The organism is uncultured Nitratireductor sp. (assembly GCF_913053745.1).
Lineage (GTDB): Bacteria > Pseudomonadota > Alphaproteobacteria > Rhizobiales > Rhizobiaceae > Nitratireductor.
This window is the reverse complement of the sequence record NZ_CAJXGF010000007.1, coordinates 39,201-58,183: the sequence shown is the minus strand read 5'-3', so window position 1 is coordinate 58,183 and position 18,983 is coordinate 39,201. Positions and strand designations below refer to the sequence as shown.

The window sequence follows — 18,983 nt, the reverse complement described above, 5'->3', positions numbered from 1 at the left end:
GCCCCTGGTGGTGCTGATCGACGGTGGTTCGGCCTCGGCCTCCGAGATCGTCGCCGCCGCGCTGCAGGATTCCGGCCGCGCCGTCCTGGTCGGCAGCGGCTCCTACGGCAAGGGCACCGTTCAGACGGTGTTCCAGCTGCCCAATCACGGCGAGTTCTACCTGACCTGGGCCCGCTTCCACGCGCCCTCCGGCTACGCCCTGCACCGCCGGGGCGTGCTGCCCGACGTCTGCACCACCGGCGACGTCAGCACCCCGGCCGACGTCATGACCCGCATCCGCAGCGGCGCCCTGCCCCTGGCGGCGGAGCTGCGCCGGCAAGACATCGACAGTAACGACGACGCGGCCGTCGAGGAGCTGCGGGCCCACTGCCCGGCCCGCGAAGGCGACGACGCGGAGATCGACCTCACGGTGGCCCGCCAGCTGTTGGAAGAGCCGGGCCTCTATGCCCGGGCACTGCATGGCCAGCCGGACACGGCGGCCAGCGTCCACGCGGCTCCAACCTCCTCGGGCTCCTAATCAAAGGTCTTTATTCCTAATTTGCCTTGCGCAAGGCGCGGCGGCAGCGCCGGGCTTGACAGTTGCCCGAGGCACAGTATTTTCCCGGCAACCTCGATGAGTTCAGGTAAAGGACAGCGGATATGGCCAAGCCAGCCACGCAACTGATCAAGATGGTGAGCACCGCGGACACGGGCTACTTCTACGTGGCCAAGAAGAACCCGCGCACCATGACCGAAAAGCTTGAGTTGCGGAAATTCGATCCCGTGGCGCGCAAGCACGTGATCTTCAAGGAATCGAAGATGAAGTAAGCGGGAAACTTCCTGCTTTACCGAGTCGAGCGGTCGCCTTTGCAGGCGGCCGCTTTTCGATTCCGCCTCTCCCCCGCTTAAGGGGCTCTTTCAGGTCTGGGAGATCTGCCGCCCGGGGCGCTTTTGGAAGGCTACTCGCCGGCGGCCGGCAGGGGGGCGTGGCGCTGGGCGAGCTGGTCCAGTTCCGCCGAACAGACGCAGTTGCGGCCCCGTCCCTTCGCCCGGTAAAGCGCTTCGTCGGCGCGGCCGATCAGGGACTCGGTGGTCTCCGTCGGGTCGCGCGTGGTGGCGACCCCGACCGAGATGCTGACGTCCAGTTCCCCCACCTGCCCGGAGACCGTGAAGGGCTGATCGCTGACCAGGGCGCGGACACGCTCGGCCACGTTCACCGCCACCTCGACGTCGGCATCGGGCATGACGATGACGAACTCCTCGCCGCCGTAGCGCGACACCAGGTCGATGTCGCGCACACCGCGTGATACCCGCTTGGCCAGTTCGACCAGCACTTCGTCGCCGGCGTTGTGACCATGGGAATCGTTGATGCTCTTGAAGTGATCGATGTCGAACATCAGGAGCGACACCGGCTTCACCGTCTCCGCGATCTCCATGATCTTGCGGTCCAGGTGCGCGTTCATGTAGCGGCGGTTGTAGACCCCCGTCAGGGTGTCGGTGTAGGCCAGCGCCACGGAGCGCTGCAGCATCTCGCGCAGCTTGTCATGGTAGCGGCGGCGGCGAATCTGGGTGCGCGTGCGGGCGCGCAATTCGTTCCGGTCGATCGGCTTGATCAGATAGTCGGTGACGCCGATCTCCAGCCCCTTGGGCAGGCGCGGCAGGTCTTCTTCGTCCAGCAGCAGCAGGATCGGCACGTGGCGCGTGTCGTCCTGCGAGCGAAACTGCGAGCACAGCCTGAGGCCGTCTTCCTGGCCCAGGTGCAGGCTGACGATCAGCAGGTCGAAGGCTTCGGCCTGCGCCAGGGCCAGGGCGGCCTGGCCGGTCTTGACGTGATGGGTCCGGTGCCCGTCCTCGGCCAGGTAGCTCTCCACCTTGCCGGCCAGGGTCTCGCTGGAATCGGCCAGCAGGATCTTCGCATCGCCCAGCTCACTGTCGTTCTCCAGGTCGGCTTCGGTGAGCATCTCACCGTTGCCGCTGGCGGCCTGGCGGACCCGCAGTTCGTCCATCATCTGCTTGAGCCGCGCCAGCGAGCGAACGCGCGCGAAGAGCGCGATGTCGTTGACCGGCTTGGTCAGGAAGTCGTCGGCGCCGGCCTCCAGGCCGCGCACGCGGTCGGCGACGTCGCTCAGCGCCGTCACCATGACCAAAGGAATATGGCTGGTCTCGGGGTCCGCCTTCAGCCGCTGGCACAGCTCGAAGCCGTCCATGCCGGGCATCATGACGTCACTGAGGATGAGGTCCGGCGCTTGGCTGTGCGCCAGTTCAATAGCCGAAGGGCCGTCGGACGCCGTCACGACGTCGAAGTACTCGGCGGTCAGCTTGACCTCGAGCAGTTTGACATTCGCCGGAATGTCATCGACGACCAGAATCCGCGCGGTCATATCGGAAAAGGTCCCGCGGCGGCTAGTTGAGGAACCGCTCGACGGTCTCCAGGAAATTCGTGACGGAGATCGGCTTGGCGATGTAAGCCTCGCAGCCACCCTCGCGGATCTTCTCTTCGTCACCCTTCATCGCGAAGGCGGTGACGGCGACGACCGGAATCGATTTCAGATTGTCGTCTTCCTTGATCCACTTCGTGACCTCCAGGCCGGAGACCTCCGGCAACTGAATATCCATGAGGATCAGATCCGGATGGTGCTCACGCGCCAGGCGCAAGGCCTCCATGCCGTCCTTGGTCTGCAGGATGTTGTAACCGTGCGCCTCTAGCAGATCGTGGAAGAGCTTCATGTTGAGCTCGTTGTCCTCGACGATCAGTACGGTCTTCGCCACGCCAGTATCCTTGACGATATTCGTTCCATTCATCATATGCTTGCCCTGCCCGATGGGACCCCCGTGAGTAAAGGGCACAGTCTGGTGAAAGACGGCACCGACATTTCCTGAATTCGCGGCTGCGTCCTGCCCCTCTCTACCGTGAGTGGCACGACCGCCGACACAGCTTCATTGATAGAGGAATAAAGTTAATATTTGGTAAGCTTTGCTAACATTCCAGCGCTTTCCGGAACAGTCGTAGGTCTCAAAAAGATAGGGAGTTCATGCAGATCGGGGTGGACCTTGGCGGCACAAAAATTGAGGCCGCCGCCCTCGACAGCGACGGCGCCGTAATCGTCCGCAGGCGCGTGCCGACCCCGCGCCGTGACTACAACGCCACCATAAGCGCGATTACGGCGCTGGTTCAACAGCTTGAACAGGAGACCGGCCGGCGCGGCAGCATCGGCGTCGGCATTCCAGGCGCGCTGTCGGCAACCACAGGTTTGATCAAGAATGCCAATTCTACCTGGCTGCTAAATCAGACCCTCGATCGCGACCTCGCCGCCGCCTTCGGCCGTCCGGTGCGGCTCATGAACGACGCCAACTGCCTGGCCCTCTCCGAGGCCGCCGACGGCGCCGCCGCGGGCGCGGACGTGGTCTTCGCCGCCATCCTCGGCACCGGGACCGGCGGCGGCATCGTGGTCCACGGCCGCCCACTGATCGGCTGCAACGCCATCGCCGGCGAATGGGGCCACAATCCCCTGCCCTGGCGCAGCGCGGCGGAACTGCCCGGGCCCGACTGCTATTGCGGCAAGCAGGGCTGTATCGAGACCTTTCTCTCCGGCCCCGGCATGGCTGACGACTTCCGGCGCGCCGGCGGCCCCGATATTGCTGCCCCCGAACTCACGGCAAAGGAAATCGTGGAGCGCGCCCAGCAGGGCGAGCCCGAGGCGCTGGCCGCCGTCACCCGCTACGAGGACCGCCTGGCCCGCGCCCTGGCCCAGGTGATCAACATCCTCGATCCCGACGCCGTGGTGCTGGGCGGCGGACTGTCCAACGTGGACCGCTTCTACGAGACGGTGCCGGCGCTGCTGCCGCGCTACGTCTTCTCCGACAACATCGCCACCCGGCTCCTGAAGGCGCGCCACGGCGATTCCAGCGGCGTCTTTGGCGCCGCCCGTCTGTGGCGGCCGGAGGAACTGCCGGCCGCCCTGGCCGAGGCATCCTGAGCCGTGCCCGGACTTTGCCGCGACTGCCTGGAGACTTTTCCCGAACCGGAGTCGGCCGCCCCCGGCACGCGGCCGCAACGTTGTCCGGCCTGTGGCGGTCTGCGCCTGATCTGGCACGAGGAGCTGGACCGCCTCAGTCTGGCCCACATCGACTGCGACGCCTTCTACGCCAGCGTCGAAAAGCGCGACCGTCCCAAGCTGCGCGACAAGCCGGTCATCGTCGGCGGCGGCCAGCGCGGCGTGGTCTCCGCCGCCTGCTACGTGGCGCGCATGTACGGCGTGCACTCGGCCATGCCCATGTTCAAGGCATTGGAAGCCTGTCCCGAAGCCATCGTCATCAAGCCGGACATGGAAAAGTATGTCAGCGTCGGGCGCCAGGTGCGCTCGATGATGGAAGCGTTGACCCCCATGGTCGAGCCGCTCTCCATAGACGAGGCCTTTCTAGATCTCGCCGGCACCGAAAAGCTGCACAGCGCACCGCCCGCCCTGGTGCTGGCGCGTTTTGCACGCCAAGTGGAAGAGGAGGTTGGCATCACCGTATCGGTTGGGCTTTCCTATTGTAAATTCCTCGCCAAAGTCGCCTCGGATCTGGACAAGCCGCGCGGTTTCTCCGTCATCGGTAGGGAGGAGGCCTTCTCCTTCCTCGGGCAGCAACCCGTGACGCTTATCTGGGGTGTGGGTAAAGCCTTCGCCGCCACGCTCGCCAAGGATGGGTTACGTACCATCGGCCAGCTTCAAACCATGGAGCGCGGCGATCTGATGCGCCGCTACGGCACCATGGGGGACCGACTTTATCATCTTTCCCGGGGAATGGATGAGCGCACCGTGAAGCCACGCAGCGAGGCCAAAAGCGTTTCCTCCGAAACCACGTTCAACGTCGACCTTTCCCGGACGGAGGAACTGGTGCCTGTGCTGCGGGCACTGTCGGAACGCGTCTCCACCCGCCTCAAGAAAGCCGAAATTGCCGGCCGCACCGTCGTTCTGAAACTCAAGACCGCCGACTTTCGCATTCGCACGCGCAATCGGCAGTTGGGCGATCCGACCCGGTTGGCCGACCGTATTTTTCACACCGGCCTCGACCTTTTGAAACGCGAGGTCGACGGCACACGCTTTCGCCTTCTGGGCATCGGGGTGAGCGACCTGACAGACGCGGCCAAGGCCGATCCGCCCGATCTGGTCGACCGCCTATCGCACAAGCGTGCACTGGCTGAAGGCGCCATAGACAGCCTGCGCGAAAAGTTCGGCAAACAGGCGGTGGAGACCGGATATACGTTCGGACACGGAAAGCAACGCGATGGCGACGACAGGGAATGACGGCGCGCGATGGCCCTACTCCTGCGCTGTCTCACCTGCCCCGTCCAGCGCCTCGGCGCGCTTGCGCACGGCTTCTCGCCGGTCCTTGGTGCCTGGATGCGTTGCCAGCCACCCGGTTTCGCCGGAACCGCCCGCATCTCTGACAATCCGATCGAGAAGCCCCACGAACGCCAGAGGGTCGCGCCCCGCCTTCACCATCAGCCCGACGCTGTATAGGTCCGCATGGGTTTCGAATTCGCGCGAATAGACGAGAGCTTGAAGTGCACTGGCTTGTGTCACCACGTCGTCCACCAGTTGACTCGCATCGCCGCCGACCAGGCCGACCATAAAACCGATGCCAAGCACACGATAGATCTGCTGCAGTGAGTGCCTCTCACGGACATGGCCGATCTCGTGCGCCATAACACCGGCGATCTCATCATCCGATGCGGCAAGCCCGACAAGCTCGTCGGTGACGATGATTGTCCCACCCGGCAAGGCCAGCGCGTTTGGGCCGATCATGCCGCCCTGGCGCAACTCCAGCCGCAGCGCCGGCCCGTCGTCGCCGGCAAGTTGCGACAGTTCCTCGAACATTGCCTGCAGTTTCCGTCGCCGCCCGGCGTTCAATTGCGACGGTGAAAAGACGGCACGGTCGACAGTCTCCAGCGTCCCGCGATCCATCGCCGCAACGACGGGCGCCGGAGTAATCGCCGCGGCTCCGGATGCCAGAAGCGGGATGCCGAAACGATAGGCAGCAAAGACGAGTCCTATCGTCACCACAGCCACAGCGGCCACCAGTCCGAGATTGGCTTCAAGTCGCGTGAGCCGTGCGAAAAAGGTTCCGCCGGTTTTCAACAAACCGTCCACGTCCGCTCCAAGCGGTGCTTCGAAAACGCCGCCATCTGCAAAGGTTAGCTTGCGTGGAACACCCGCAATCGGATCGGAGACTGAGGTAAGCTTCGCATCGGCCGCATCCGGTTCGTTTTCCAGATGCAGGACGAGCCGATCTCGCGTCCCGGAGAGACTGGCCGCAACGACGCGCGCCGAGCCGGCCGGAAAATAGCGTCCCTTTATCATGGCTCACCTTCTCCGAGCATGGTTCTGCGTCTTCGCACGATAGCGCAAGCGCTCAAAGCCCGAAATCGATGCCTTCGATATCGAAGAATTCAGCCGCTCCTACGCTCCCCTCTGGCGCCGCCTCATCAACGAAATGATCGAGTGAGCCCGCGGCAAGAAGGCCCGTGCTGCTCGCCAGATAGCGCCAGGTTCGGACAGCGGCCCAAGGACGCAGGAGCCCGAGTGTCAAAATCGTCGCAAACAGGTTGGAGACGAGAATCCAGACATAGCGCAACCGGCCGACGCTGGAGGTCAGGCGATGTTTCCCGTCAAGCACCGTATGATTGTAGGCGACGTTGCGCACTCCGGCAGCATAGAAGAGATAAGCGACGGCCAACGCAATGTAGCCACCGATAAGCGCCCCGGTGATGGGGCCGAAGGTCAGTACATCCAGCAACTCGTCACCACCCTTCTCGATCATGTTGCCGACGGAGACCATCGATGAACCGATCACAAAACCGATCCCGGCGCATACCAAAGTCACCATGATAACGAAGAGAATCGTTGAGCCCAGATTGCCATAAAGCGCTTTCAGCGGCGCCCGCGTTTCGAACCGCGCCGAGCCGTATCCGAGATGACGACCGATGTAATCGTTGGAAAGCTTGGAGGCGAGCGGGAACAGGAGACCGGCGGTCAGCAGCGCCACAACGGGCATGATCACGAAGGCCAACAACGCCCCCCAGTACGATCCACGGAAATTGAGCCGCACATTGCGGTAGCTCGTCATGCGCGCATTGAACGACATCGATTTGTTGAGAAGCCATGGAAAGGCCAAAAGATACAGAAAAATCAATAGTCCGAAGAAGGGTGAGACACTGACAAGCAGATTGTAGGCGATCAACAACGACACAACGATGATGCGTCCGATCAGAATGCTGACAGGGCGGGCGTGGTATTCGAAATTGTGCCCGTCGAGCCAGGTGTTTCCATAAAAATAGCGGAGCCGACGTACCTTGGCCCAGGCGGTGTAGATGCCGAGCGTGATGATCGACAAGAACAGGTTGACGATCCATATGCCGAAATACTCCAGAGCCCGGCCAGTAAAGGAGAATTCGAGATACGCCGGCACTTCACGGCTCGCGACCGCCGTTTCTGAAGATGTCATGAAATTGTTTCCCCGACTATGAATCAGACAGCCGGGCCTTCTAACCACAAACGGACATCGAAACAACGATCAGCAGTTGCAGTGCGGTTGTCCCGGCGAGCGCCTTAAACCAACTCCACCTCGACCACGCCCGGAACGGCGCGCATGGCCGCAGCGATCTGTGGTGAGATGCGGTAACGGTTTGGCAATCCGACCTCAATCTCGCCTTGCCCACCTTCCTTGATGACGACGAGACTTACCTGCGCATCGCCGCGCTGGGTCAGTTGCGAGGAAATGGCGGCGAGCGGCTTCGGATCGCGCAGATAAATACGCAATGCCTTTTGCATCCGGCAAGCTTCTTCCTCCAGCGACTGGACGCCCTGAATGCGTAAATTGACACCCTCGGGTCTGTTTTCCGCGCCCACCATGACAACGACGGAGGAGCCCGCTTCCAGAAGGTCGCGATACTGTGCCAGCGCCTCCGAAAACAGTACCGCTTCATACTGTCCGGTGGCGTCGGACAATTGGATGATCCCCATTTTGTTGCCTGTACGTGTGCGCCGTTCCTGCTTGGAGGTCACGGTGCCAGCAAGTCGACCGGCGCTCGCCCCGCGCTTGACCGCTGCCTGGAAATCACCCCAGTTCTGCACCCGCATCTTCTCGAGAATTTCGGCATATTCGTCCAGCGGATGCGCGGAGAGATAACAACCCACGACCTGAAACTCGCGGTGCAATTTGTCGGCCGCCGTCCACGGCTCGACCGTCGGCAGGTGTATCTTCTGCGGCTCGCCACCGTCCGACATGCCGAAAATGTCGCCCTGCCCCATGGCCGCATCTTCCGCCGTGCGGGCGGCCATGCCCATCAGCCTGTCGATTCCGCCGAAAAGCGCCGCACGGTCGTGACCGAAGCAGTCGAAAGCGCCAGCCTGGATCAGGCTTTCGAAGACACGCTTGCCGACGATTTTCGGGTCGATGCGAGCACAGAAATCCTCAAGGCTTTCGAACTGCTTCTCGTTGCGTTTCTCGACAATGTGCTCGACCGCGGCCTCGCCGACGCCTTTGATGGCGGCGAGTGCATAGAAAATCTTGTTCTCTCCCACTTCGAACGGGCGATGCGAGGTCAGAACCGACGGAGACACGACCTCGATGCCCAGACGCATCGCGTCACGGCGAAAGTCGTTGAGCTTGTCGGAGTTGGCCATGTCGTAGGTCATCGACGCAGCCAGGAATTCGACCGGGTAATGTGCCTTCAGATAGGCCGTCTGATATGAGACGATGGCGTAGGCTGCGGCGTGCGACTTGTTGAAGCCGTAGTCGGCGAACTTGGCCAGAAGGTCGAAGATGAAATCGGCCTGCTGCTTGGAAACGCCGCGCTCCGTGGCACCTTCCACAAAAATGCCGCGCTGCTTCTCCATCTCGGCGCGGATCTTCTTGCCCATGGCCCGGCGCAGAAGATCAGCCTGTCCAAGCGTGTAGCCGGCCAGCTCCTGCGCGATCTGCATCACCTGCTCCTGGTAAACGATAACGCCTTGCGTCTCCTTCACCAGATGGTCGATTTTCGGGTGGATCGAGGCGATTTCCTCCTCGCCATGCTTGCGGGCATTGTAGGTCGGGATGTTCTCCATGGGACCCGGACGATAGAGCGCCACCAGAGCGATGATGTCCTCCACCCGGTCCGGCCTCATGCCGATGAGAGCCTTACGCATGCCTGCCGATTCCACCTGGAACACGCCAACCGTCTCGCCGCGCGAGAGCATCGCATACGTCTCCGGATCGTCGAGCGGGATACGTGACAGGTCGATCTCAATGCCGTGCCGGCGGATCAACTTCACCGCCGTTTCCAGTACTGTCAGCGTTTTAAGGCCGAGAAAGTCGAACTTCACCAGCCCCGCTTGCTCGACCCATTTCATGTTGAACTGGGTGACCGGCATGTCGGAGCGCGGGTCTCGGTACATCGGGACGAGCTCCGAAAGCGGCCGGTCACCGATCACGATACCGGCGGCGTGCGTCGAAGCGTGGCGGTAAAGGCCCTCGAGCTTCTGGGCATAATCCAGCAGCGTGCCGACGATTGGCTCCTTTTCGACCTCCTCGGCAAAGCGGGGTTCGTCCTCGATCGCCTTGGGCAGCGGCGTCGGATTGGCTGGATTGGAGGGCACCATCTTGCACAGCCGGTCCACCTGACCGTAGGGCATCTGGAGCACGCGCCCGACATCGCGCAAGACCGCGCGGGCCTGCAGCGTACCGAAAGTGATGATCTGCCCCACCTGGTCGCGGCCGTACTTCTCCTGCACGTAGCGGATCACCTCTTCGCGGCGGTCCTGACAAAAATCGATATCGAAGTCGGGCATCGACACGCGGTCGGGATTGAGGAAGCGTTCGAACAGCAGCGAAAAACGCAGCGGATCGACATCCGTGATCGTGAGCGCATAAGCGACAAGCGAGCCGGCGCCAGAACCGCGTCCAGGCCCCACGGGAATGTCCTGCGCCTTGGCCCATTTGATGAAGTCGGCAACGATCAGGAAGTAACCCGGAAACTTCATCCGCTCGATAATGCCGAGCTCATAGTCGAGACGTTCGGTATAATCCTCGCGCTCGTAACCCGGCGCCATGCCCTGTGTTTCGAGCCGGCGCTCCAGTCCTTCCCGCGCCTGGCGTCGCAATTCGTCGGCCTCTGCTTGCAGTGCGGCCTCCGCATCGGCCGCATCGGCGCCGGTGAAGCGTGGCAGAATCGGCGGATGGGTTCTGGGGAAATAGGAGCAGCGCCTGGCGATCTCGATCGTATTGTCGACGGCTTCCGGCAGATCAGAAAACAGCCGCGCCATCTCCGCCTGGCTCTTCAGGTAATTGTCCGGTGTAAGCTGACGCCGGTCATCCATGGCGATGACAGCGCTCTCGGCAATGGCGATCAGTGCGTCGTGGGCCTCGAAATCGTCGCGTGCCGGAAAAAATGCCTCATTGGTGGCGACAAGCGGCAATTCGTGCTTGTAGGCAAGATCGACCGTCGCGGCCTCGACCGCACGATCATAGCCCTCAACCCGCTCGAGCTCCACATAGAGCCTGTTTCCGAAACACGCCTTGAGGAACAGAAGGCGCCGCTCGGCCACTTCGGGACGCTCCGCCTTGAGCGCAGCGCCGACCGGGCCGCGGGGTCCGCCAGACAGGCATATGATGCCGTCGGAAAGCTCGCTCAGCCATTCGGTGGAAATATGGGTCGCTGCCCCCGGTTCGTTCTCGAGATAAGAACGGCTCACCAGCCGCACCAGATTTGTATAACCGGCTTCCGTCGCGGCGATCAGCAGCAGGGGATCGTATTGCGGCCCGCTCTTGCGTGCGCTGCCGCGCCGGCTTTCCGACAGCGCATCCTCAAAAGCGCAGTCGAGCTGACAGCCGACGATCGGCTGAAGCCCTTCCTTCGAAGCCTTCTGTGCAAATTCAAGCGCACCGAACAGATTGTTGGTGTCGGTGACGGCAATGGCCGGCGCCTCGTCCTTCAACGCATGGCCGATGACCTTTCCGAGCGGCAACGCGCCTTCGAGCAACGAATAGGCGGAATGCACCTTCAGGTGAATGAAAGGCCGCTCCGGCCGGTTCTTTTCACGCTCCGCCGCCGCGAAGATCGGATCGCGCAAACGCCTGTCGCTCGCCATAAGTTGCCGCTCGATTCTTGAAGACTCGGAACTTTATTGTTCCGCATTGAAGGCGATGGGTAAAGACCCGACACCGTCCACGCACGGCTTTCTGGGCCTCAGACCGCCTCGGGTGCGAGAAGCCGGTTTATCGCCGCCGAGAGCGCTTCCGGGTTCTCTACGATCCCGACCGCGCCGGCGTCCACAAGCTCGGCCCTGTCGCCAAAGCCCCAGAGGACACCGATCGCCGGGACGCCATTCGCCATGGCGCCGGCGACATCGTGAAGCCGGTCGCCGATCATCACAGCATTGCCCGCATCGATTGGCTCGTTTGCCAGGATATGGCGGATCAGATCCGCCTTGTTGGCATTGGTTCCGTCCGGCGCCGAACCGTGGACCGCATCGAAGAAATCCTCCAAGCCGAAATGGGCGATGATATCCTTGCTGTAGCTTTCCATCTTCGACGTTGCCACGGATAAAAAGCGGCCCGCGTCGACGCAATGCGCCAGGACGTCCTTGATCCCCGGGATGAGTTCGTTCTCGAACTTTCCGATACGCTGGTAACGTTCGCGGTAGTGCCCCACGGCTTCCCAGACACGCGCCTCGTCCTCCGTCTCAAGAAGCGTGGCGAACGTCACGTGGAGCGGCGGCCCGATATGCGAGCGGATGGTTTCATCGTCCGGCGCGCCACGCCCCATCTTTTCCATCGCATGGCGAACGCCGTTTGAAATACCGACAAACGGGTTTGTCAGCGTGCCATCGAGATCGAACAGCACCGCTGCCCGCCAGTCATTATCCGCCATTCGGAAAGCTCCTACTCGAATTCCATGATGATTGCGTCGACAGCGAGGCTGTCACCAGGTTCGGCATTGATCTTCGTCACGGTTCCGTCGCGTTCGGCGCGAAGGACATTTTCCATCTTCATGGCTTCGACCACGGCAAGGATCTCGCCCGCCTTGACCTCCTGCCCTCCGGTGACGGCTATGGACACGACCAGCCCCGGCATGGGGCACAACAGCATCTTCGATGTGTCGGGCGCTTCGCGCACCGGCATCAGCCGGTCGAGATCGGCGATACGCGGCAGCATAACACGCGCACTGGCCGTAACGCCCTGCCAGGCCAGACGCACCCCGTTCAGAATTGGCCGCACCTGCACCGCAACCGCGCGACCGTTGACATCGCCCGCCCATACGGGTTCCCCCGGCCGCCAGGAAGACCGCACCGTCAACGGATCAGCATCATCTATGCGAATGTCCATTTCAAGCGGAATGGAAATCATGCCCTCGACAAGACTGATCGACAGATACTCGTCGTCGAGCCGCACCACCCAGTCGCGTTTCAGTTCGCCCGAATGCGGTGCCAAACGCCCGGTGAGGCGATCCAGCCGATCACGCCGCAAGAGTTCCACGGCGAGCGCCACCGCAGCCAAAACCGCCCGCTCGCCCGCCATCGGCGCAGGCGGCGCGAAACCGTCTGGAAATTCCTCGGCAATGAAGCCGGTCGACAGCCGGCCCTCACGCCAGCGCGGATGGCTCATCAAGGCTGCGAGGAAGGGAATGTTGTGCTCGATCCCGTCGATCACGAAGCGGTCCAGCGCCTCGCTCATCGCATTGATCGCATCGAGACGCTCGGGCGCCCAGGTGCAGAGCTTTGCGATCATCGGGTCGTAGAACATGGAAATCTCCGACCCTTCCGTCACGCCCGTATCATTGCGCAGGACGGCATCGCCGAAACGCCCCTCCTCAGGCGGGCGATAGCGGGTCAGCCGGCCGATGGACGGCAGGAAGTTGCGCACCGGGTCTTCGGCATAGATGCGGCTTTCGATGGCCCAGCCATTGAGCTTCACATCCGCCTGACCGAAGGAAAGCGCCTCGCCCGCCGCCACGCGCAGCATCTGCTCCACCAGGTCGATGCCGGTGACAAGCTCCGTCACCGGGTGCTCCACCTGAAGGCGCGTGTTCATTTCCAGAAAATAGAAATTGCGGTTCCTGTCGACGATGAACTCGACCGTGCCAGCGCTTTGATAATCAACGGCTTTCGCCAGCGCCACCGACTGTGCGCCCATGGCGGCGCGGGTCTCGGCATCGAGGAAAGGCGACGGCGCTTCCTCGACCACCTTCTGATTGCGGCGCTGAATGGAACACTCGCGCTCGCCCAGATAAAGGCAATTGCCATGCGCATCCGCCAGCACCTGAATCTCGATGTGGCGCGGTTCCTCCACGAATTTCTCGATGAAAATGCGATCGTCGCCGAAAGACGACGCAGCTTCCGACTTCGAACGCTCGAACCCTTCACGCGCTTCGCCATCATTCCAAGCGATACGCATGCCCTTACCGCCGCCGCCCGCCGACGCCTTTATCATCACCGGATAGCCGATCTCGCCGGCAATCCGGACCGCGTGTTCGGCATCGTCGATCAACCCCATGAAACCGGGAACGGTCGAGACGCCGGCCTCGGCGGCAATCTTCTTGGAGGTAATCTTGTCCCCCATGGCTTGAATGGCCTTGGGTTTGGGGCCGATGAAAACGATGTCTTCAGCCTCAAGCTTCTCGCAGAAAGCCGCATTTTCGGAGAGAAAGCCGTAGCCGGGATGCACGGCCTCCGCGCCGGTCTCCTTGCAGGCGGCAATGATCCTGTCTGCCACCAGATAACTCTGATTGGCAGCGGGCGGGCCGATGTGCACCGCCTCGTCGGCCATCTCCACATGTACAGCATCAGCATCCGCGTCTGAGTAAACCGCAACGGTGGCGATGCCCATCCTCCTCGCCGTCTTCATGACCCGGCAGGCGATTTCACCGCGATTGGCGACGAGGATCTTCTTAAACATGAACGGCGTTTCCCCACGAGCGATTTTCACTCTGTTCTATGGCTTCGCATGTCTGCGCTCAAGCGTTTCACACATTTGTCACATGAGAACCGGGTTTGTCGGAATACGTCATCCTGCTGCCTGATCAGACTTGCGGCTCAGAACAATTCCTGAAACTTTCGTCTTCAGATTCCGGACTTGCAGGAGAGTTGTCCATGAAAACCCGCGCCGCCATCGCCGTTCAGGCAGGAAAACCACTTGAAATCATGGAGATCGACCTCGACGGCCCGCGCGAAGGCGAAGTGCTGATCGAGGTGAAGGCGACCGGCATCTGCCATACGGATGAATTCACCCTGTCTGGCGCGGACCCCGAAGGCATCTTCCCGGCTATTCTCGGCCATGAGGGCGCGGGCGTCGTGGTCGATGTCGGCCCCGGCGTGACAAGTCTCAGTAAGGGCGATCACGTCATCCCGCTTTACACGCCCGAATGCCGCGAGTGCCCGTCCTGCCTGTCGCAGAAGACCAATCTTTGCACCGCCATCCGCTCCACTCAGGGCCAGGGCCTGATGCCCGACGGCACGAGCCGTTTCTCCATCAACGGCGAGAAACTGCATCATTATATGGGCTGTTCGACTTTCTCGAATTTCACCGTTCTGCCCGAGATTGCCGTCGCCAAGGTCAATCCGGACGCGCCCTTCGACAAGATCTGCTATATCGGTTGCGGTGTGACCACGGGCGTTGGCGCAGTCATCAACACGGCCAAGGTCGAGATCGGCTCGACGGCGATTGTCTTCGGCCTCGGCGGCATCGGCCTCAACGTCATTCAGGGCCTACGACTTGCCGGAGCCGACATGATTATCGGCGTGGACCTGAACAACGACAAGAAGGAATGGGGCAAGAAATTCGGCATGACGCACTTCGTCAATCCGAAGGAAGCCGGCGAAGACCTCGTTCCCTATCTCGTCAACATGACCAAGCGCGGCGCGGACCAGATCGGCGGCGCGGACTACACGTTCGACTGTACTGGCAATGTGAATGTCATGCGTCAGGCGCTGGAAAGCGCGCATCGCGGCTGGGGTGAATCGATCATCATCGGCGTGGCCGGCGCGGGTCAGGAAATTTCCACCCGTCCCTTCCAACTCGTCACCGGTCGCACCTGGAAGGGCACCGCCTTCGGTGGCGCACGAGGACGCACGGATGTGCCGAAGATCGTCGACTGGTACATGGAGGGCAAGATCGACATCGACCCGATGATCACGCACACCCTGTCGCTGGAAGACATCAACAAGGGCTTCGATCTCATGCATGCGGGCGAATCCATCCGCTCCGTGGTGGTTTACTGAGGCCATCGCCTTGACGACCATCTATGTTGATGCGGACGCCTGTCCGGTGAAACCCGAAGCAGCCCGTGTCGCCGAGCGGCACGGGCTCGTCATCGTCTATGTTTCCAATGGCGGGCTGCGCCCCTCGCGGGATCCCATGGTGCGACATGTGGTGGTGCCGGGCACCGCCGATGCCGCCGACGACTGGATCGTGGACAACGCCGTGGTCGGCGACATCGCCATCACGGCCGATGTGCCGTTGGCCGCACGCTTGGTGGAGCGCAACGTGCATGCGCTCGGCCCCACCGGCCGCGCCTTCACGCCCGAAACGATCGGCATGGCGGTGGCCATGCGCAACCTCAAGCAGGATCTGCGCGAGGCAGGCGAAATCAAGGGCTACAATGCCGGTTTCACTGCACGCGACCGCTCCGATTTTCTTCAGGCGCTCGATCGCACCGTGCGCCGCGCCTTGAAAGAACAAAAGGACTGACCTCATGAAGACCGTCTCCACCGCCCGCGCCCATGGCGGCGTGCAGGGCGTTTACAGCCACTCATCCGAAACATGCCAGTGCGACATGACATTCGCCGTGTTCGTGCCTCCTCAGGCTGCCGAACGTCCCTGCCCCGTGCTGTGGTACCTGTCAGGTCTGACCTGCACCCATGCGAATGTCATGGACAAGGGCGAATATCGGCGCATGGCTGCAGAGCTCGGTCTGATCGTCGTCTGCCCGGACACCAGCCCCCGCGGCGACCACGTGCCCGACGAGGCGGACAATTGGCAGTTCGGCAAGGGCGCCGGCTTCTATGTGGACGCCACGCAGGAGCCCTTTGTCAAAAACTACCGCATGTATTCCTACATCACCGAGGAATTGCCGGCGCTGATCGCCGAACGCTTTCCGGCAGACATGGATCGCCAGGGCATTTTCGGTCATTCCATGGGTGGCCACGGTGCCCTGACCATCGCGCTGAAAAACCCGGGCCGTTTCAAGAGCTGCTCCGCCTTCGCGCCCATCGTCGAACCCTCGACGGCTGACTGGTCGAAGCCGGCGCTGGAGAAATATCTGGGAACGGACGAGGCTGCCTGGCGCGGACACGACGCCTGCGCACTCGTTGCCGATGGTGCCCGCTTCCGCGAGTTTCTGATCGATCAGGGCACCGCCGACGGTTTTCTCGACGAGGGTCTGCGCCCCTGGCTGTTCGAAACGGCCTGCCAGAAGGCCGGCATTCCCCTCACGCTCAAGATGCGCGAGGGCTATGACCACTCCTATTTCTTCATCTCCACCTTTATGGACGGCCACCTTGCCTGGCACGCGGAACGCCTTGCAGCGGCGTAAGTTGAATCCCAATGTGAAGCCGATGAATCAAACCCTCACATTCTTCAGCTAATACCCTGCCAGAAAAGACTTTTTCCCTCTCGCGCCAATCGACACACCGGCGCAAACTTGTGCTGGCGTGTCGCATCCGGCATGCTTTCCGAGGAAAACCCGCTCTATGATGCGGGATCATTCGGCGAAGATGATGGACCAACGGAGGTGCCGACTGGTGCAGGACACCGCACATATCTATTCCGACACGCCCGATCGCGACACAATGGGTGGCCGCCTTTCCCGGGCGCGCGATGCCGCCGGTCTCTCAGTTGCCGAACTGGCGCGCCGTCTCGGCGTCAAAGCCGCAACGATACAGGCTTGGGAGAGCGACCGCTCGCAACCGCGCGCCAACCGTCTTGCCATGCTCGCAGGTGTTCTGAACGTAAGTCTTTCATGGCTCCTGCACGGTGTCGGCGTCTCACCCGCGGACGAAAGCCGGTCCGAGCTCGTCAATGCAGTTTCGGCGAATCTGAAGCGCATCCGCAAACTTCAAGACGAGACAAACCGCTTGGTCACGCAAATCGAAGCAGACCTTGCGCGGGCCGGCGGAGTGAGCTGAAGCCACCGGCCCGGCATCCCCTCGATTGTGCACAGAATAGCGCATGGCAGAGCCTGAAGCATTTGAATGGCAGGTGACAAAGACTGCTGCCTGCGCTAGTTTCCAGCCGTCGAGGGCAAAAGCCCTGCCTGTCTGCGGGAGAGAGCTGCGCTGTGTTTATCCGGCGCGGACGCCGAAGGGGAAATCGCCCGAAATCTCTCAGGCAAAAGAACCGTAGACGGGGCAAGACACTCTGGAAAGTCGGGGAGCGATCCCCGCGCCGAAGGTGTAAGCGTGGTCGACAGGGTTCCGGCTGCGCGAGTCTCTCAGGCTTCCGACAGAGGGGCACGAACATGTCGCTTGACGCGGCATGCGTGCGATTCTGGAGGAATGATGAGCGACGCGAAATCCCCAAAACATCTGCCGCTGGAAGCGCTGCATGAAGATGCAGGTGCGCGTTTCGGCACATTCGCCGGCTGGCGTATGCCGCTGACCTATCCCGCCGGCGTGATGAAAGAGCACCTGCACACACGTGAGAGCGCGGGCCTGTTCGACATCTCCCACATGCAATTGTTCGAGATCGAAGGCGTAGGAACAACCGGTTTCCTTTCGCGCGCCTGCCCGCTCGAAGCGACTGACCTGAAGGAAGGTCAGTCGAAATATACTGTCCTTCTCAATGAGCAGGCCGGCATCATCGATGACCTGATCGTCACCCGCCTCGGCGAAAGCCGCTTCATGATTGTGGCGAATGCCGGTAATGCCGCGAAGGATGAAGCGCATTTGCGTGCCATCGCCTCGGATTTCGACGTTTCCTTTACACCGCTGGAACGCGTTCTTCTGGCGCTGCAGGGCCCCGATGCCGAGGCCGTAATGATCGCTGCCGGCCTTGATCTGAGCGACCTGACATTCATGACCGGTACGGAACCGCGCGATGGCTGGTTCGCCGCCCGCTCCGGCTATACGGGTGAAGACGGTTTCGAGGTCGCCCTCCCCGCCAACGAAGCGGAGCGCTTCGCCCGTACACTGCTCGAAGACGATCGCGTGCAGTGGGTTGGGCTCGCCGCTCGCGACAGTCTGCGCCTGGAAGCGGGACTTTGCCTGCACGGGCAGGACCTCGACGAGAATACCGACCCTGCAAGCGCCGCAATCCTCTGGGCCGTTCCCAAGGCGCTGCGCGAACAGGGAGATTTCATCGGTGCGCAGGCCCTGCAGAGGATTATTGCCAATGGCGCTAAGGAAAAGCGCGTCGGCCTGAAGCCGGAAGGTCGCCAGCCCGTGCGCGCGGGCGCGCCGCTCATCAACGAGACAGGCGAGACCGTTGGCCGTGTCACCTCTGGCGGTTTCGGTCCCACCGCCGGTCATCCGGTTGCCATGGGCTATGTCGCCAAGGCGCTCTCCAAACCCGGAACCCACCTTTTTACCGAAGTGCGCGGCAATCGCATCGCGCTAGACGTTCACCCCCTTCCCTTCACGCCGCAGCGCTACAAAAAAGGATAACAGCCAGATGAGCCAAATCTATTTCACCGAAGATCACGAGTGGATCAAAGTAGAGAACGGCGTCGCAACGGTCGGCATCACCGACTACGCGCAGGAGCAGCTTGGCGATTTGGTGTTCGTGGAACTGCCGGAAAGCGGCGCGGAACTGTCCAGGGGCGACACAGCCGTCGTCGTGGAATCCGTCAAAGCCGCCTCCGACGTCTACGCCCCGGCAGACGGAGAAGTCTCCGAGGTGAACGAAGCCCTGACCAGCGATCCCGCGCTCGTCAATTCCGCCCCAACTGGCGATGGATGGCTGTGGAAGATGAAACTTGCCGATGAGAGCCAGCTTGAAGGCCTGATGGACGAAGCCGCCTACAAGGCGTCGATTGCCTGAGG

General features: G+C 62.0%; 17 protein-coding genes and 1 riboswitch. Of the genes, 10 read left to right on the top strand and 7 right to left on the bottom strand.

Annotated elements, in window-relative coordinates; all coding sequences use genetic code 11:
• Together QZ638_RS02545 and rpmG are read left to right on the top strand one after the other, a co-directional pair.
• On the top strand, positions 1-517 hold a 517-nt coding region (locus QZ638_RS02545; RefSeq protein ID WP_295806453.1), incomplete at its 5' end, for a S41 family peptidase.
• A gap of 122 nt (positions 518-639) precedes the next feature.
• Entirely contained in the window at positions 640-807 is a 168-nt protein-coding gene (gene rpmG / locus QZ638_RS02540; protein ID WP_193370876.1) for a 50S ribosomal protein L33, read from the top strand.
• Between the two features lie 131 nt (positions 808-938).
• On the opposite strand, the gene QZ638_RS02535 is transcribed toward rpmG, so the two are convergent.
• Both QZ638_RS02535 and QZ638_RS02530 read right to left on the bottom strand, forming a co-directional pair.
• On the bottom strand, positions 939-2,360 hold the full coding sequence (locus QZ638_RS02535; protein WP_295806447.1) for a PleD family two-component system response regulator: 1,422 nt from the start codon (positions 2,358-2,360) through the stop codon (positions 939-941).
• A gap of 22 nt (positions 2,361-2,382) precedes the next feature.
• The gene (locus QZ638_RS02530; RefSeq protein WP_295806445.1) at positions 2,383-2,748 is read right to left on the bottom strand and encodes a response regulator; all 366 of its coding nucleotides are present in this window, start codon (positions 2,746-2,748) and stop codon (positions 2,383-2,385) included.
• A 263-nt stretch (positions 2,749-3,011) separates the two neighbouring features.
• Between QZ638_RS02530 and QZ638_RS02525 the strand changes: the two genes are divergently transcribed.
• Both QZ638_RS02525 and QZ638_RS02520 read left to right on the top strand, forming a co-directional pair.
• Entirely contained in the window at positions 3,012-3,956 is a 945-nt protein-coding gene (locus QZ638_RS02525; RefSeq protein WP_295806443.1) for an ROK family protein, read from the top strand.
• 3 nt (positions 3,957-3,959) lie between these two features.
• On the top strand, positions 3,960-5,270 hold the full coding sequence (locus tag QZ638_RS02520; RefSeq protein ID WP_295806441.1) for a DNA polymerase IV: 1,311 nt from the start codon (positions 3,960-3,962) through the stop codon (positions 5,268-5,270).
• Positions 5,271-5,285: 15 nt separating this feature from the next.
• Here the strand turns inward: QZ638_RS02520 and QZ638_RS02515 are convergent, their stop codons facing one another.
• The 5 genes from QZ638_RS02515 to QZ638_RS02495 form a co-directional block, all read right to left on the bottom strand.
• Positions 5,286-6,326, bottom strand: a complete 1,041-nt coding sequence (locus QZ638_RS02515) for a M48 family metallopeptidase (protein WP_295806438.1) — start codon at positions 6,324-6,326, stop codon at positions 5,286-5,288.
• A gap of 52 nt (positions 6,327-6,378) precedes the next feature.
• The gene (locus QZ638_RS02510) at positions 6,379-7,470 is read right to left on the bottom strand and encodes a YjgN family protein (RefSeq protein ID WP_295806433.1); all 1,092 of its coding nucleotides are present in this window, start codon (positions 7,468-7,470) and stop codon (positions 6,379-6,381) included.
• A 104-nt stretch (positions 7,471-7,574) separates the two neighbouring features.
• Positions 7,575-11,096: a DNA polymerase III subunit alpha gene (dnaE, locus tag QZ638_RS02505; RefSeq protein ID WP_295806431.1), complete on the bottom strand. Its 3,522-nt coding sequence runs from the start codon at positions 11,094-11,096 to the stop codon at positions 7,575-7,577.
• 98 nt (positions 11,097-11,194) lie between these two features.
• Complete coding sequence (locus QZ638_RS02500) at positions 11,195-11,878, bottom strand: HAD hydrolase-like protein (protein ID WP_295806429.1); 684 nt, start codon at positions 11,876-11,878, stop codon at positions 11,195-11,197.
• An 11-nt stretch (positions 11,879-11,889) separates the two neighbouring features.
• On the bottom strand, positions 11,890-13,902 hold the full coding sequence (locus QZ638_RS02495) for an acetyl/propionyl/methylcrotonyl-CoA carboxylase subunit alpha (RefSeq protein WP_295806426.1): 2,013 nt from the start codon (positions 13,900-13,902) through the stop codon (positions 11,890-11,892).
• Between the two features lie 194 nt (positions 13,903-14,096).
• Between QZ638_RS02495 and QZ638_RS02490 the strand changes: the two genes are divergently transcribed.
• From QZ638_RS02490 to gcvH, 6 genes are all read left to right on the top strand, one after another.
• Entirely contained in the window at positions 14,097-15,224 is a 1,128-nt protein-coding gene (locus QZ638_RS02490; protein WP_295806423.1) for an S-(hydroxymethyl)glutathione dehydrogenase/class III alcohol dehydrogenase, read from the top strand.
• Between the two features lie 4 nt (positions 15,225-15,228).
• Positions 15,229-15,693 carry a YaiI/YqxD family protein gene (locus QZ638_RS02485; RefSeq protein WP_295806465.1) on the top strand — a complete coding sequence of 155 codons (465 nt, stop codon included), beginning with the start codon at positions 15,229-15,231 and terminating at the stop codon, positions 15,691-15,693.
• Between the two features lie 4 nt (positions 15,694-15,697).
• Positions 15,698-16,537 carry an S-formylglutathione hydrolase gene (gene fghA / locus QZ638_RS02480; protein ID WP_295806421.1) on the top strand — a complete coding sequence of 280 codons (840 nt, stop codon included), beginning with the start codon at positions 15,698-15,700 and terminating at the stop codon, positions 16,535-16,537.
• Positions 16,538-16,745: 208 nt separating this feature from the next.
• Positions 16,746-17,129, top strand: coding sequence for a helix-turn-helix transcriptional regulator (locus QZ638_RS02475; protein WP_295806419.1), 384 nt, complete (start codon positions 16,746-16,748; stop codon positions 17,127-17,129).
• A gap of 125 nt (positions 17,130-17,254) precedes the next feature.
• Positions 17,255-17,353: riboswitch (glycine riboswitch) on the top strand.
• Between the two features lie 148 nt (positions 17,354-17,501).
• The gene (gcvT, locus tag QZ638_RS02470) at positions 17,502-18,605 is read left to right on the top strand and encodes a glycine cleavage system aminomethyltransferase GcvT (protein WP_295806415.1); all 1,104 of its coding nucleotides are present in this window, start codon (positions 17,502-17,504) and stop codon (positions 18,603-18,605) included.
• A gap of 7 nt (positions 18,606-18,612) precedes the next feature.
• On the top strand, positions 18,613-18,981 hold the full coding sequence (gcvH, locus tag QZ638_RS02465) for a glycine cleavage system protein GcvH (RefSeq protein WP_295806412.1): 369 nt from the start codon (positions 18,613-18,615) through the stop codon (positions 18,979-18,981).
• Positions 18,982-18,983: the final 2 nt, after the last annotated feature.

What these genes read in the sequence shown, in the direction of transcription:
- rpmG (WP_193370876.1), top strand. Translation starts at nt 640, where the DNA reads ATGGCCAAGCCAGCCACGCAACTGATCAAGATGGTGAGCACCGCGGAC.
- QZ638_RS02535 (WP_295806447.1), bottom strand. Translation starts at nt 2,360, where the DNA reads ATGACCGCGCGGATTCTGGTCGTCGATGACATTCCGGCGAATGTCAAA.
- QZ638_RS02525 (WP_295806443.1), top strand. Translation starts at nt 3,012, where the DNA reads ATGCAGATCGGGGTGGACCTTGGCGGCACAAAAATTGAGGCCGCCGCC.
- QZ638_RS02515 (WP_295806438.1), bottom strand. Translation starts at nt 6,326, where the DNA reads ATGATAAAGGGACGCTATTTTCCGGCCGGCTCGGCGCGCGTCGTTGCG.
- QZ638_RS02510 (WP_295806433.1), bottom strand. Translation starts at nt 7,470, where the DNA reads ATGACATCTTCAGAAACGGCGGTCGCGAGCCGTGAAGTGCCGGCGTAT.
- dnaE (WP_295806431.1), bottom strand. Translation starts at nt 11,096, where the DNA reads ATGGCGAGCGACAGGCGTTTGCGCGATCCGATCTTCGCGGCGGCGGAG.
- QZ638_RS02500 (WP_295806429.1), bottom strand. Translation starts at nt 11,878, where the DNA reads ATGGCGGATAATGACTGGCGGGCAGCGGTGCTGTTCGATCTCGATGGC.
- QZ638_RS02495 (WP_295806426.1), bottom strand. Translation starts at nt 13,902, where the DNA reads ATGTTTAAGAAGATCCTCGTCGCCAATCGCGGTGAAATCGCCTGCCGG.
- QZ638_RS02490 (WP_295806423.1), top strand. Translation starts at nt 14,097, where the DNA reads ATGAAAACCCGCGCCGCCATCGCCGTTCAGGCAGGAAAACCACTTGAA.
- fghA (WP_295806421.1), top strand. Translation starts at nt 15,698, where the DNA reads ATGAAGACCGTCTCCACCGCCCGCGCCCATGGCGGCGTGCAGGGCGTT.
- gcvT (WP_295806415.1), top strand. Translation starts at nt 17,502, where the DNA reads ATGAGCGACGCGAAATCCCCAAAACATCTGCCGCTGGAAGCGCTGCAT.
- gcvH (WP_295806412.1), top strand. Translation starts at nt 18,613, where the DNA reads ATGAGCCAAATCTATTTCACCGAAGATCACGAGTGGATCAAAGTAGAG.